This window comes from Mesorhizobium ciceri biovar biserrulae WSM1271 (assembly GCF_000185905.1).
Taxonomy (GTDB): domain Bacteria; phylum Pseudomonadota; class Alphaproteobacteria; order Rhizobiales; family Rhizobiaceae; genus Mesorhizobium; species Mesorhizobium ciceri.
In genome coordinates, this window is record NC_014923.1 from 5,996,741 (window position 1) to 6,010,414 (window position 13,674).

The 13,674-nt window shown below is 58.2% G+C and carries 10 protein-coding genes and 1 pseudogene; 1 reads left to right on the forward strand and 10 read right to left on the reverse strand.

What is annotated here, in order from left to right:
* Positions 1–198: 198 nt before the first annotated feature.
* The 9 genes and pseudogenes from MESCI_RS28985 to MESCI_RS29025 form a co-directional block, all read right to left on the reverse strand.
* Positions 199–432 (reverse strand): annotated as a pseudogene (locus MESCI_RS28985) (transposase); the annotation flags it as partial.
* A gap of 129 nt (positions 433–561) precedes the next feature.
* Positions 562–729: a hypothetical protein gene (locus MESCI_RS28990; protein WP_015319221.1), complete on the reverse strand. Its 168-nt coding sequence runs from the start codon at positions 727–729 to the stop codon at positions 562–564.
* Positions 730–848: 119 nt separating this feature from the next.
* Positions 849–1,595, reverse strand: a complete 747-nt coding sequence (locus tag MESCI_RS28995) for a LuxR family transcriptional regulator (RefSeq protein WP_013533476.1) — start codon at positions 1,593–1,595, stop codon at positions 849–851.
* A 419-nt stretch (positions 1,596–2,014) separates the two neighbouring features.
* Positions 2,015–3,028 carry a 1-aminocyclopropane-1-carboxylate deaminase gene (locus MESCI_RS29000; RefSeq protein WP_013533477.1) on the reverse strand — a complete coding sequence of 338 codons (1,014 nt, stop codon included), beginning with the start codon at positions 3,026–3,028 and terminating at the stop codon, positions 2,015–2,017.
* A 376-nt stretch (positions 3,029–3,404) separates the two neighbouring features.
* Positions 3,405–3,518 carry an exopolysaccharide production repressor protein gene (locus MESCI_RS33215; RefSeq protein ID WP_338048537.1) on the reverse strand — a complete coding sequence of 38 codons (114 nt, stop codon included), beginning with the start codon at positions 3,516–3,518 and terminating at the stop codon, positions 3,405–3,407.
* 112 nt (positions 3,519–3,630) lie between these two features.
* Positions 3,631–3,942 carry a ferredoxin III, nif-specific gene (gene fdxB, locus MESCI_RS29010; RefSeq protein WP_013533478.1) on the reverse strand — a complete coding sequence of 104 codons (312 nt, stop codon included), beginning with the start codon at positions 3,940–3,942 and terminating at the stop codon, positions 3,631–3,633.
* On the reverse strand, positions 3,939–4,142 hold the full coding sequence (locus MESCI_RS29015) for a CCE_0567 family metalloprotein (protein WP_013533479.1): 204 nt from the start codon (positions 4,140–4,142) through the stop codon (positions 3,939–3,941). Before MESCI_RS29015 ends, fdxB begins: the two co-directional genes overlap by 4 nt.
* Before the next feature lie 779 nt (positions 4,143–4,921).
* Positions 4,922–6,097: a TlpA disulfide reductase family protein gene (locus MESCI_RS29020; protein WP_013533480.1), complete on the reverse strand. Its 1,176-nt coding sequence runs from the start codon at positions 6,095–6,097 to the stop codon at positions 4,922–4,924.
* Positions 6,098–6,691: 594 nt separating this feature from the next.
* Positions 6,692–7,996, reverse strand: a complete 1,305-nt coding sequence (locus MESCI_RS29025) for a lysine N(6)-hydroxylase/L-ornithine N(5)-oxygenase family protein (protein ID WP_013533481.1) — start codon at positions 7,994–7,996, stop codon at positions 6,692–6,694.
* Positions 7,997–10,476: 2,480 nt separating this feature from the next.
* On the opposite strand from MESCI_RS29025, the gene MESCI_RS29030 reads away from it, so the two are divergent.
* Entirely contained in the window at positions 10,477–12,444 is a 1,968-nt protein-coding gene (locus MESCI_RS29030) for an acyltransferase family protein (protein WP_013533482.1), read from the forward strand.
* A 515-nt stretch (positions 12,445–12,959) separates the two neighbouring features.
* Here MESCI_RS29030 and MESCI_RS29035 read toward each other — a convergent pair.
* Positions 12,960–13,652 carry a universal stress protein gene (locus MESCI_RS29035; protein WP_245262922.1) on the reverse strand — a complete coding sequence of 231 codons (693 nt, stop codon included), beginning with the start codon at positions 13,650–13,652 and terminating at the stop codon, positions 12,960–12,962.
* Positions 13,653–13,674 lie beyond the last annotated feature (22 nt).

Below are 13,674 nucleotides of genomic sequence, written 5' to 3' on the forward strand. Positions count from 1 at the left end.
AAGCCCTGTGCAAAAAAGCGGGCTTCGTGCCCGAACCATTATTGGGAACGGCGTGCGCGGATCTCATCATGGCCTGGCTGCAACAGCAGCTCACTCGCGAGAGGCCGGATCATTTACGCAGCTGGAATCGTCATCGGCGATGTCGCGAACCCTTGCACGGACGGGGCGGACCATACATTCCTTCCCACAAGATCCTTCAACGTTGTCGAGCATGGCGTCGGCCAGAAGCCGCTTCAGCCGCGTGTTATCGTCCTCCAGCGCATTCAGCCGCCGAGCCTCGGAGACATCCATCCCGCCGAAGCGGGCCTTCCAGTTGTAGATCGAGGCGTCGCTGACCCCGTGCTTGCGGCACAGATCGGCAACCGATACCCCGGCCTCGTGTTCCTTCAAAATTCCGATGATCTGCTCTTCAGAGAAGCGGCTGCGTTTCATGTCCTGGTCCTCTCGCTGGGCCAGAACGAACTTCAAACCGGATTAGATCAGAGGGGCAAGGTCACGACCGCTGGAGCACGTCACCACAGGCTGTAGCGCCGCGGTTGCGGAAGCCGCTCGCGAGCGCCCTCAACAGTGCCGCAGCGAGCGAGCGGCATTGCGGCGGTCATCGATGTTCCCGGCAAAGCTCAGTTGCGGGTACCAACCTGATTTAAAGGAATCACCCATGACCGATGACATGACGAACATGCGTGCGCTCTTGGAGAGGAATGTGGATTCCGGTCTCTTGCGGGACATGATAGGCCTTCTGGGCGAGCGAGTGATGGATTTGGAGGTTGGGGCAGCCATCGGCGCCGCGTATGACGAGGCTCGAGCTCCACGACAGGCCGCGCACCGAGCTCTCCGAATCTTCCTTCCTATGGTTCGATAATCCCAAGTTCCACAGCTTTCGCAGCAAGTGCCGTTCTGCGGGTCGTATCCAACTTCCGCATTACGTTTTTCACATGGAAATCAACCGTGTTTTGGGACCGTCCTAATATCGTCCCTATTTCCCCTGACGTTTTTCCTTTCGATATCCAATGAATGCACTCTCTTTCCCTATCAGAGATCTTATAGGCGTGCTCCGATGACCTCTGCGTTCCGAGCTTCGCAACCCTCAGATGAAACTGTACCGCGGCAATTTGCAGATAGGTGATCGCTCTATTTTCCAATTCGCAGTCCGCGGATTTAGCAAAACACATAAGCTTAAAGCTGCCAGCGGGGCCATGTAGCGGAACGGTAACGCCTGACTTCAAGCCGAACGTCCCCGCCTCGTCCAGGACGCGGCGTTCATTTTCAGTTGTGCTTTCGTGGGTATAAACCTCACTCCACCGGAAGGGCCCTACCCCCTTTCGACCTTTCTTGATGAGCGGGTCTATTTTGGCATAACCCATCTTTAAGTAGCGCTCCTGCCATTCATCAGGGTAATTCCACATCATCGCAGAGTCCGGTCGGGTCGGCTTCAAAACCCTTTGTTCTGGTGCAAGCGGGCCATAGGCTATCCACGGGCAATCGAAATTCAGCGCAAACGCGGACAACAATTCGAACAACTGTTCGGATTCAGCGACATCATTAGTCGTGTCGAGGAATAAGCCTAACTCGGCCGCAATCCGCGAGAATTCCATGATCTCTCCTTCAGTTGCGTTCTCATTGGTGCGAGCTGCTCCAGCCCAGCATCCCAATTGCGTGGTGGAATCTGGCCCTGTCGACAGAGCTTCAAGAGTCGTGCCAACTTGGGCGCAAAGCTTTTCTTCGGATTGCAATGGGCTGGGTAGGTACCCAGGAGATGAACCGAACGCACTTTGTCGCGGAGTGAACAATCGTTGGGTCGCAGAATGGCAGCGGAGCACGAACTCAACGGCCTCGTGTCTCTCGACGGCCCAACCGCCCAGGGAGGAATTTGGTCGCGAGCCCTCTGCGCGGAACGCGCTGAACGTTATTACCAGATCATCGACCGTCCGCGAAATTGGCTCCGGCCTTTCCGGTTCGGCACTGTCGTGGACACGTCCGGCACGGCACGGCGGCATACGCGAGCTGTCGCCCGTCAGCCGTTACGGAAGGTGTAGCCGTAACCATTGATTGCGGGCGCGCCACCCAGATGGGCGTAAAGGACCCTCGACCCCTCTGGAAAGACGCCTTTCTGGACGAGGTCGATCATCCCTTGCATCGATTTGCCCTCATAGACCGGATCAGTAATCATACCCTCGAGACGCGCGCACAGACGGATCGCTTGCTTGGTTTCCTCAGACGGAACGCCATAGCGCGGGTACGCGTAGTCCTCGAGCAACACGATGTCAGCCTCGACAAGATCGGTTCCGAGGTTGACGAGCATCGCTGTATGTTGGGCAATACTAAGCACCTGCGCCTTGCTCTTTGCTGGAGTGGCGGATGCATCGATACCGATCACGTTGCGCTGTCGACCGTCCTTCGCGAACCCGACGATCATGCCGGCATGCGTTGAACCTGTGACAGTGCAGACCACAATGTAGTCGAAGGCAAACCCAAGCTGTTTCTCCTGGGCGCGCACCTCGTAAGCGAACCCCACATAGCCAAGGCCACCGTATTTGTGGACAGAGGCCCCGGCCGGTATCGCATAAGGTCTGCCGCCCCGTGCCTTGACGTCATATAGCGCTTTTTCCCAACTGTGGCGGACACCTATGTCAAAGCCCTCGTCGACCAGGCGCACCTCTGCGCCCAAGATGCGGCTCAAAAGAATGTTGCCGACCCGGTCGTAGACAACGTCGTCATGTGGAACCCAGCTCTCCTGAACCAGAAGACATTTCATGCCGATCCTGGCGGCGACCGCTGCGACTATCCGGGTGTGATTGGACTGCACGCCCCCTACGGTGACCAGCGTATCGGCATCTGACGCGATCGCATCCGGAACAATGTATTCGAGCTTACGCAGCTTGTTTCCACCGAAAGCAAGACCTGAATTGCAGTCCTCGCGTTTGGCGTAGATCTCTACCTTGCCGCCCAGATGTTTGCCGAGGCGATCGAGCTTCTCGATCGGCGTTGGGCCAAAGGTGAGCGGATAGCGTGGGAACTTTTTCAGCATGTTTTCTCCAGCAGAGGTAATCAAGCTGAACTACCTTCAGTCTAGGCCATGGGCGTTCTTGCTGAGCCAGCTATGTTCTGGAACGTTGTAGAAGTGACTCAACATCATCGCCGCGTCTCCGTTCGATCGACCCGTGCCGGCGTGCTGCGACGCCTCCTATGTGCGTGGCGAACCTCTGGCCAGTTCAAGCCCACCTGTATGCTTGTCCTATCAATTCGATGTCCCTTGTTGGGCGTGAACGTGAGTTCCGCTCTGTCACTACGCCTCAACACAGCGTCAACACATAGCCCAGTCAGAACGAGCTGAGATCCATCTGAACATTCATTCATCAACTCGTCATCTCATGGCGGCTCGTTCCAACTGCGTTGGCTTACCCTTACCTGTGCTCGACAAGCACACTGGACCGCCAGAGCAGAAAGAGCACGCTGCCGAAATAAACCATCTGGAGCAGTAGCGAACAGGCCAGCGTAGCGACGACGGCTAGACGGATCGCGTGCTAAGCGGAGAGAACGGACACAGCGTTGCCGCTCCAAACCACTGCCGCGAGTCGACTAAAGATGATGAGGTCCAAAGCCGTTCTCCTATCCCGTCATTGATGCTGCTCATGCTGCAATCTGGTCGGCCGCGACATGCGTCTGGCAGTTCTTTGGGCAGACACGGCCACAGGCTCCGCAGCCAATGCAGCGGCCGGCATGGTCCACCACCATGACCATACGATTGAGCTCACCGTCGAAGTCGTCGTCTTCCCCGTCGCAGATGCCTAGGATTTCACCCGCGTCATCCACGCCGTGAAGATGCATGACCCCGCGCGAGCAGACCTTGAAACAGCGACCGCAGCCGATACAGATTTTCTCGTCGATAGCGGCCAGATATTCCGGCACCCATTTGGAGCCGTCGCGGGTGATGCTCTTCATCGTAAGGTCCTCATTTTGGCGAGCTCTCTCCGGGCACTATTCAACTCGGCATAAACAGCGTGCGCTGTCTCGGCGACTTCCGCTATCTCAGTCCATTTGTTCGGGAGGCCCTCGGCAAGGTCGCGCAAGTTCGTCTTGGCAATCGCCGCGCGCAGTTGCAGCTTTCGGACTTTCTTCACCATCTCATCCAGATTTGACATGAGCCTTCCTCGAAATTCTGTTTCATCCTCGCAACGTCGGACAGGCAATGAACGCAGTCGCAACGTCGCCCAGTTTCGTGCTGGCAAGTTTCCGGAAAGTCTCGAAGAGGACGCGGTGGACGTCTCAAACGATTAACTGCCCGACCGTGAAAACCACGAAACCCCGATCGATTTCATCATTGTTGGCGATGTAGTGACGAAAGAGCGCTCCTCGATCACAATCCCCGCTGCTGTGTGAAATATGTCGAGCCTACACAGCAGAATCGCCAATGATCGGGATCTGAAGGACGCAGTTTTTGTGATGATGAAGTCGACCAGCAGCTCGGTCCGATTTGCCCTGGCATCGCCTGTCCTGAGCACGGATCAGCGTCAGGAGCCGTTCGATGGTCTGTCGGGCAAGGGCATTGCTGCCTTCTTGACGGGCAGGAGCAAGCGCGGTGTGAGACATATCGTTTCCTCAATTCAGTGTCGTCCTCAGAGGGCGAGCTCTGCGTTCGGCTGCGCCAACTTCGGGCCGCTTACGCGGCCGCCCTCCGGTTTGGCCGGGCCGGGTTCCAGGTAATGCTGTGCTTGGGCCGACCTTGAACATGTCCTGGACTGTGACGTCCTCCGCGATAGCTAAATTCTCGTCGAACATCGCGTCCGCGGCGATCCGTCTTTGGAGGTCGTTCACGCCCCAGCCTTGACCTACAGCAAACGATCCCCTCGGTGCTGCATGGGCATACTTACTGCGAGCGGGCCGCATGCATTGAGCGAATTGATCAGGGTTCAATTCCTTGTCATGCCTTTTGCAATCTCTGCTCATGAGGCCACTCCGCTTTAGTGTTCAGGAGCCTTGATTGCGGTGCCACACAGAAGTCCCCGCAACAGGCGTTCTCACCCGTGTAGTCGGCCAGGGCTTGAAGCAAGGGGCTAAGGTGTGTCTGTTTGATGTGATCAGGCATTGGCTCCGGAATATCCAGCGATTCCAGTGCCGCTTCGATCAACTCGATCGCGCGAGCGTTGTTGCCGCTCTCGTGGTAATACTGAGCTACCGGGAGGTAGCAACGGAATTTAAGGCGCCCGTCGCCATCCGGGGGATTCAGTGTCAGGATTTGTTCCGAGAGCGTGTTGCCTATCGCAAAGCGCTCAGCACGGGGAAGATGGGCGTTGTCTATCGCGGGATCGAAGAGCTGATTCAGGGCCATGACCATCCAAGACACGGCCTCGTTTTTTTTGTTGATCGCGTCCTCGACTAACTGGCGCATGACTGGCAAGCCGCTCTGCATGTCCCGCAGCTTGTGAAGCAGAAGATTCGCTTGAGTTTGCCGAAACCCGATATAGTCCGGCATCAATGCCAGGCCTTCTTCAACTGCCGAGAGTGCGGCCGGCCAATCCTCGGTCTGTGTCGCGGGCTTAAGTTTGGCGTATATCGGTTTGGTCCGGGCCCGTTCGCGCGCTGTGCGTTGGCTAGTAGCGATCCGCCTTATGTCGGCGGCCCTCGCTTCATTGCTGCTGCGCCAGCTGCCGTTCAGAACTTTGGGTAGAACCTCATTGAGTTCCGCCGGGTGTCCGATGAAAGCGATGCGGCCGTCGCCATCAACCAGGAACGACTCAGGGATTCCGGGAGAAGAACTCGCCTGCATCCATAGTCTGTTCATTTCACCAGTAAAATCGAACGCAATCCGGTAATTCAGATTCGGGAACCTCTCGGTCAGCCACGCATCCAACTTGGTCCGCGCCTCGTCTGCGGTTGGAGCCTGTTCGCTAGCTGCGATTCCGACGACCTCGAATCCACTGTCTTGATATTTCTCTTGCAGCTGCATCAGATGGGGTATAGCCGCCACACAAGGTCCGCACCAAGTCGCCCAAAATTCAACAAGACAGACCTTGCCGGGCTGAAAGTTCGTGATGGGCTCGCCACGCAGCCAAGTGTCCACTTTGATTGGCGGAGCGGGGGACTCAATACGCAACACCGTTTCGTACTCCAAATTCCCACACCTTTCCTGGCGCTTATGCGTTAGCTGGTCGTTCTCTCTCTCAGGAGCGGAACACACGAGTTGGTAGCGACCAATCCGGCTTGCGTGTTCTCATGCGGTCAGCCCTCACGAGTATTGCCGCAAGGGCCGTGCCAGCACGCTTAGTGCCCGTTAACTCCATAGTTACCTTTGAAAACCTCATAGGCCCAGTTGGCCAGCTGTCTTCGACGCGACAAATTTCTGCCGGCCGTAAGTTTTTGGACACCGCAACCACTCCTGCGTAAGAAACCGAACAGCTTGGCTCTCTTCTGCGGTCAGATGGCCTCGGCTTCTCCAGCAGCAGCACTTCGGCGCCGTTCGAAAGGGCGGGGTTAGGTCCGCGACTGGCTCCCGCGTGCAACGACTGAGTGCCGCCCGGTTACGTTGAGCTTTTCTCCTAAAGCCGTTGTCGATGAGGCCCAGCGTCGAGTGCGAGCTGACAGCGCGAATGCTGTTTCGCAGGGACCCGGACGCCGCATCCACCCCGCCCTTCGCTGCAGCGAAGGCGGACAGCATTCCTCGGCCCCCCCGCCGATGATCAGTAGCCGTAGGTCATATCCCGCTGCCCATTTCTTCCGCGACGAGGTGGGGCCAGTTGTCGACGGGGGCAGGTCTGATGAAGCCGGCCTGCTCGCGGTTCGCCTGCGGCACGCGTCCCAGGAGGCTGTCGAGGATGCGACGCGCTCGCCAGGCCAGCAGGCCTAGATTTGGATCAGCCAGCCCGCGCTGCCCGAGGGTCGCGTTCTGTACGAAGATGCGCCTTTCAGGCGGTCCGTCCCAGCACACGGAAAAATCTTCGCGGATAGCCAATTCGTTGTCGCTCTTTTCCAGCCGGCCCGCCATCGGCTCCAAGAAGTCTGGCAACGCGTTCTCGTAACCGGTGGCCAGGATGACGATGTCGGCCGTGACTTCTTCGACCTCACTCCTGCCGCGGCGCAGGCTCAGCCTGTGACCCGCGCCGGCGTTGACGCAGTACGAGACGGTGTAGCCCGGCCGCAGTGTGATTTCGCAGTGGCTTGGCTCCAAAAACGCGTGCCGGTATTGCGCTTGATAAATCGCGCGCAACGTCCCTTCCGAAATGCAGTCGGAAGCAAGCACGAAACGCCTCAGGTACAGTTTGCGCTGCGACTCGCTCATTGCCGCCAAGCGATCCGAAGAGCACGCTATGAACAACTCGTTTGTAAACGGGCTGTTGTCGATGGGCTGATAGTTTTCGCACTCCGAGACCCAAGTGATCGATCGAGGCCGCCGCTCTTTTGGCAGGCCGACAAGGTGTAAAAGCACCTCGGCTCCCAACTGGCCTCCACCAACCACGCAAACGTCCTTTTTCCAAACCTCAGGATGGATGCGCGGTAAATCCGATAAGTGGAACAGGTTGCGTCCGGTCCAGCCCCGAAACTGAGACGGAATCCGCGGCTGCTTGCCGGTGCCGATCACCAGGTCTCTGGCGCCACGAACTGCGTCGTCCGTCCACACCCGAAATTCGCCCTCGAAGCGGATTTCGCGCACAGTCTCGCCGCCGCAGACAAGCGGGTTCCGGTGGAAGGCCCAGTTCAGGTATTGCTCAAACTCAGCTCTGAGCACGGCCTCGAACTGTGCATTCAGGAAGTGGAATAGACGCCCGTTCTCGTATAGGTAGTTTACGAAAGTGTAGGCTGATCGCGGGTTCACCAGCGTGACCAGATCCTTGAGGTGGTTGACCTGGAGTTCCGGCGAATCCAATGCGCTGCCGGGGTGCCAGCGGAAGTCGAGCTGCCGATCCAAGAACAGTGCCCCTCGACCGATCTGCTCGTGTATCTGACACGCAAGGCTGAGATTAGACGGTCCAGCACCCACTCCAATGCAAGAGAGCTCCACTTGTCCTGCTCCTATAAGTGTTTCCCAAACAGGCGATGCTCGCGGCGAACATCGGCCTGGTCATTCGGCTTCCGCACTACGCGGCCATTCTCGACCCCGGTGCGGCTGGATTCGCTAGCGTTTGTCCCGGCGTTCGTGTGGTCGGCTGTGTGAGGCCCAGGGATCCAGCCAACGGATGAGATCGACACTCATGTCGGTGACGTGGGGGCCGTGCGCGGGATCGACGTTTCCACCCCGCTTCGATGATAGCGTCTCGCTCAGCGGATGCTTACCGACCTTATTCGGCGTATGAATCGGGCGCAGTCGCTCGCCTCCAAGGTGATGCGCCCACTTCTGACCGGTTGTGGATCAGCCGAAGCGCGGTCCCAGTGCGGCAACAGCATTCTTCAGTGACCCTGACCCTAGGAGGACATCCTTCTGATGTGTTCAGAAGATTCCCCGCATCGAACGTGCCAGAAGGAAAATTGATCAAAACAACTGGCAGCAGGTTTGTGATCGTGTCGGCTATCCGACGTTGAGGAGGGAAACCTTGCACCGGCGGCAGATTTGTCCCGGTGCTCTTACCGGTAAGCTAGCAGGGTAGCTCCGATCCCGAAAAATGCGCTTGGGTGGGCTAGCTTGTTCGCTTAGCCTGATCATGGCAGGACGTGCGCTGATGTGTTCGGAATGTTCCCTCAATCGACGTGCCAGGATGAAACGTTGATGGAACCAACTGACAGCGGGTTTGTGATCGTGTCGAGTATCCGACGTTGAACGGCAGGCCTTGAAGGTTTGCACTTCGTCGCCCTTCGGAACAGCACCAGCTTGACCAACTCTAGCGTTTTTTTCAGATGGGCGCCGTCCGGGGAATCCGGTAATGTCACATGTGTCAGGCGACGTGGATCTCTCCCATGATCCGATAGGCATAGCATTCTTACGGCGCATGACGCTCCCATTAGCACTCGAATAAGGTGCGCGCGGCAGCTTCTTCGCGCGCCAGCACAAGCTCGCTTCATCGAGGTCAATGCCGATGACGTGGGCCATTAGTCCGACCGCTGCGCTCGAGCTTACATCTCCGCCGGCGCAGCCGCCGTCGATTACGGTGGAAGCCGACAGCGGCTCGAAGCTATCAGCAGCGATTGCGTTGAAGACGCCAGCACGCGCCAAATCGCGGCAAGGAGCGCGCGGCCACCAGGTCGGGACGTTGTTCCTGGCCAGACAATCCTCGTCGCGCGGTTGGTTCAGTAAGGTATCGTCATCGAGATAACGTCTGCAGCTTTTTCATGCATCTCATACGCCGAGACCGCTTTGCACCCTCGGGTCCAACCCACGATCCGGCTTCGGGCGACATCCATTGCGCCGTTAAGTCCGGAGCGAAGCGGACGGCATACCGTTTGAGATAGCTCACCTTCGCCGAAAATCCCTTCGGAGTGTTGAGAAGCTCGCACGGCATCGGATTTAGAGGAATGTAGATCGTCTGCCGGTCGCGCCGAACGGGTCCGCCGGTCGCGAGCACAAATGATCAGGCTCGTGACGCTGCAGGATGGCTCCAGGAAGCGAGCGACTAAATTGAGGATGTACCCTAGGCATCAGAAGGAGGACGCCGCTCCACCTTCCGCCTTGCGCATGACCTGGAGAGATTTCCGGTGGGCGTCGCCTCCCGATCGACGCTTTTTCATGTTCGCTACTCTCCGTAAAATAGATTGTTTCGATGGAGCCCATCTACGATGTGAATTCGGGCGCCTCGCATGCGATCAAGATCCGAACCCCAGAGCTCCATACCGATGCCTGCGCAACTCGCCTGCAAGCTCGACGCCCGATCTACTTATGAGAAACCGTACGATCGGCGATGCCGATCATCCCAATCGGAACCGCCCCACGTGGCACGGGCGAGCTAGTCGATTGTCGAGGAGGAGAGCAGATCGGGCTTGAGAGATGACTGGCCTGCTTCGCAGCTGCGGTAGGTGGCCAATTCGGCAGCGTGCTGTTTCTGACCGGCCGTCCAGCCGCGCTTATAGGTTTCGTCTGTTCAACGGACGCGCGGCAATCGCCGATCGACATCACGGGCGCGGTGAAGGTGGATACTGCGCACATGCGCTAGGTGGGCACAAGGACCGCGGAAGAGATGAGCAAGGCCACATCAATTCAAGTCAAGCTGACGCAAGGCAGCAGGCGATCGATCCGACTGATGATCTCAAGCTCATGTGCGCTGGAGTGGCGATCTTTGCCTTGGCGCCCCGTACCATCGGCGCACCACTGCGCACACTGACAAGCCGGAGTGGCCGGTGACCGGACGGGTTCGCCTCTAGTGAAAAGCCGTCTTTCACTTTAATCGAGCGTGATTGTGCGTTGCGCGATTTGTGTCCGGTCTGGTTCGGTTCTTAGTCGCACGCGATGGGCCGCATTCATACCGTAGATGCACTTCATCGAAACTATCGATTTTACGATGCGTAACGACCATGAAAAACGCTGCTCGGAACCTTCTGAGGACGATCAGCTGCATGAAGTACCGAGCGGATATCAGCGGTCTGCGGGCCGTCGCCGTTGTTCCGGTTGTCCTATATCACGCTGGTTTTTCAGCGGTCAGCGGCGGGTTCGTTGGGGTCGACATCTTCTTTGTGGTCTCCGGCTTCCTCATCACCTCCGACATCATCGAGCGCACCGACAGGGGCGAATTCTCGCTGCTGGACTTCTATCACCGCCGTGTCCGACGGATTTTTCCTGCCCTGTTCGCGATGCTGGCCTCATGTTTTGCGATGGGGTGGTTTGTGCTGCCGCCAGGAGAGTTCATCGGCTTCGGCAACAGCGCCATCGCCGCTGCGATTTCCGCCAGCAACTTCTTTTTTTACGTCAACACCAACTATTTCACTGAAGCCGCGACCTCGCTCCCGCTCCTGCATACATGGTCCCTGGCCGTCGAGGAGCAGTTTTATTTGCTGTGGCCTTTGGCAGTCGTGCTCATGATGCGATGGCTGAGACCATGGGCGTCAATGATCGTCGCGGCGCTGGGCATCATCTCCATCACCGCAGCTCAGCACTGGCTCCAGAGCGATCCGGCCTTTGTATTCTACATGCTTCCGACGCGCGCCTGGGAACTGCTCGCGGGCGGGCTGATCGCGCTGCCTGTGGCTAAGGCAATGAAGCCAAACCAAACGATTGCGGAACTCCTCGCTGCCTCGGGTCTGACGCTCATCACCGCTTCCATCTTCCTGCTCAATCAGGATACGCCATTTCCCGGCCTATACGCGCTTGCTCCCTGCATTGGAGCGGCGCTTATCATCGCCGCCGGCTTTCACCGCGACACGATGGTCTCGAGAGGGCTGTCGATCAAGCCTGCCGCCTTCGTCGGGCTCACATCCTACTCGCTTTACCTCTGGCACTGGCCGTTGCTGGTCTTTGCAGGCATCTATCGGAATCGAGAATTGTTCGTCTCTGAACGTGTCGCCGTCCTGACGGCCGCTGTGCTCGCGTCAGCACTCTCCTGGCGCTTTGTCGAGCGCCCGTTTCGCCGGAGGGCCACAGGCTGGAAGTGGATGGTACCGACCGCCGGCGCAACGGCTGCGGTGTGCTGTCTGTCCCTGGTGATCATCAACAGCTCCGGTTTCCCCAGTCGGGGGCCTGATGGCGGCCCGTCTGTTCAAGCGCTTAGAGCGGAAAGGGCCAAGTTCGAATCCTCTTCCTGCCTCCGGCGTGGCGGGCTCATTCCCAAGACGGGCGAATGCCTCCTTGGCTCCGGCAATGTCGCTCCGAGGATCGTTTTGTGGGGCGATTCTCAGGCTGCCCATCTTGCCTCTGCTTTAGACGAGGCCGCCCGGACGACAGGCGTGCGCGTCAGACAGATCACAAAGGCGGGGTGCGCTCCTTTTCCCGACATGACGATGCTTCCCGCCAGTCCCTTGAGAGCGGATTGCCCGGCCTTCAATGCGTCCGCTCTCCAATCGGTTCTTGCCGATGGCAACGTCACACTCGTGATCCTGGCAGGCCGCTGGAACACCTACTCGGGGCGTGGAGGCAGCTTCCTTTCGAAGGATGGAAGCTGGCCTTCGCAGGAGGCTTCCAAAGCGAACTTCACGTCTGCCATTAAAGAGACCGCGGCCGCACTGGCGACCCGTGGCATCAAGACCGCAGTGGTTGGACCAGCCCCAGAACCGCCCACTGATGTGCTGACTTGCCTCATCCGTGCGGACTTCATGAATGGCGATGCGCCGTGCTCCACCATGCGGGCCGAGAGGTCTTGGCAGAACAATCAAATCCTCGCGGATCTGCTGCCACGAAGCGTACAATTCGTCCCCATAGTCCCAGCTTTGTGTGGGCAGGATAAGTGCCCGCTGAAATCAGGTGAAGACATCTACTACCTTGATGCGATCCATCTTTCGCGCGAGAGCCAGCATATGCTTGCCCCTATTTTCGCCAAGCTCATCTCTTCGTCAGCCATGAATTCGGCTAAGGCAGGCTTTCCGGGGCAGTGAGGATCGCACACTGCTTCCGTCCGGCGCCAGCTAAAGGTCATCACGAGCTGCGGCGAAGCCCTACCTTAAGCTGCCTGAGGGCACTCGTCTTGAGTTCTATGAAGCTGCAATTGCCCTCGACATGGGGCAGCCGGGAACAATGGCAGCCTGTGGTCCGGCGCTGCAAAGACCATTGCCTTGAGCGAACGGCTGTGCTGGCCGGAGCATAGGTCCTAACCCGTGCACCAAGCTAACGACTGTCTTTCTCAACTGAATTAAGCCAAGCTACCATTCTCGACTTAGGCCAACCTGCCGCGGCCGTGCTTCGATAGCGTCGAGCAGCGCCGCTGCACGGCCTTTGGAGCCGTCTCGGGCGAGAGTTCGACAAGCAACTCAAGACCGGAGCATATGATCGGTCAGGCCTCGTGCACTGCCTTCGAGGAGCGTCGCGCCGCCGCGATCTTTTTCCCGATATCTGAATAGTTCACCCAAGTGGACTAGAGCTTCGAGCGGCATCGGTGCAACTGCCGAGCCGGTCAGCGCGCCAAGAACAGCGGCAATGTCGGCTTGTCAACAATCCATTTCGTTACGCCGCCGAAGAGCCGCTCACGCAGGCGACGGCTGCCATAAGCGCCCATGACTATCATGTCGGCAGATGTATCGATTGCGTGCTGCGCAAGCACCTTGGCCGCCGATTTGCCAGCACTTGGCAACAGGTCAACCGACACCCGAGCACCGTGGCGCGTGAGATAGGCAGCAATATCGGCTCCAGGTTTCGCGCCGTACCCTTTGTGGTTCGCCTTCGGACCCACCAGGACAACACGAACTTCCTCAGCAGCGCATAGGAGACCCAGCGCTTCCCGAACGGCACGGGATGCCTCGAGTCGCGAATCCCAACCGACCAGGACGCGCCTTGGCCACAGCGTCGCCTCAGCGCGCTTGGGCACAATAAGTACCGGTTTTCCCGTATCAAGTAAGCTGCCGTTGATGACGACAGGTCCGACAATACTGTCGTTGAGAAGTGCGGGGCCGACAATTGTCAGGTCGGCGCAGAGTACCCGCTGTCGCACCACCTCCCCCACGCCAGTCAAATTACAATAATCCGTATCGACATCATAGGAGAGGCACATGGCCCTCAGCAGTTCCTGGATCTTCTCGGAGCGTCTTTCCAGTCTGGGCACGTCCAGTGTAAATCTCTCTTGCCGAAACTGATTGTTCAATGTGGCCATTGCCTGTCCACGCCCCGTGGGC

What these genes read in the sequence shown, in the direction of transcription:
- MESCI_RS29030 (WP_013533482.1), top strand. Translation starts at nt 10,477, where the DNA reads ATGAAGTACCGAGCGGATATCAGCGGTCTGCGGGCCGTCGCCGTTGTT.
- MESCI_RS29000 (WP_013533477.1), bottom strand. Translation starts at nt 3,028, where the DNA reads ATGCTGAAAAAGTTCCCACGCTATCCGCTCACCTTTGGCCCAACGCCG.
- MESCI_RS29015 (WP_013533479.1), bottom strand. Translation starts at nt 4,142, where the DNA reads ATGTCAAATCTGGATGAGATGGTGAAGAAAGTCCGAAAGCTGCAACTG.
- MESCI_RS29035 (WP_245262922.1), bottom strand. Translation starts at nt 13,652, where the DNA reads ATGGCCACATTGAACAATCAGTTTCGGCAAGAGAGATTTACACTGGAC.
- MESCI_RS28990 (WP_015319221.1), bottom strand. Translation starts at nt 729, where the DNA reads ATGTCCCGCAAGAGACCGGAATCCACATTCCTCTCCAAGAGCGCACGC.
- MESCI_RS28995 (WP_013533476.1), bottom strand. Translation starts at nt 1,595, where the DNA reads ATGGAATTCTCGCGGATTGCGGCCGAGTTAGGCTTATTCCTCGACACG.
- fdxB (WP_013533478.1), bottom strand. Translation starts at nt 3,942, where the DNA reads ATGAAGAGCATCACCCGCGACGGCTCCAAATGGGTGCCGGAATATCTG.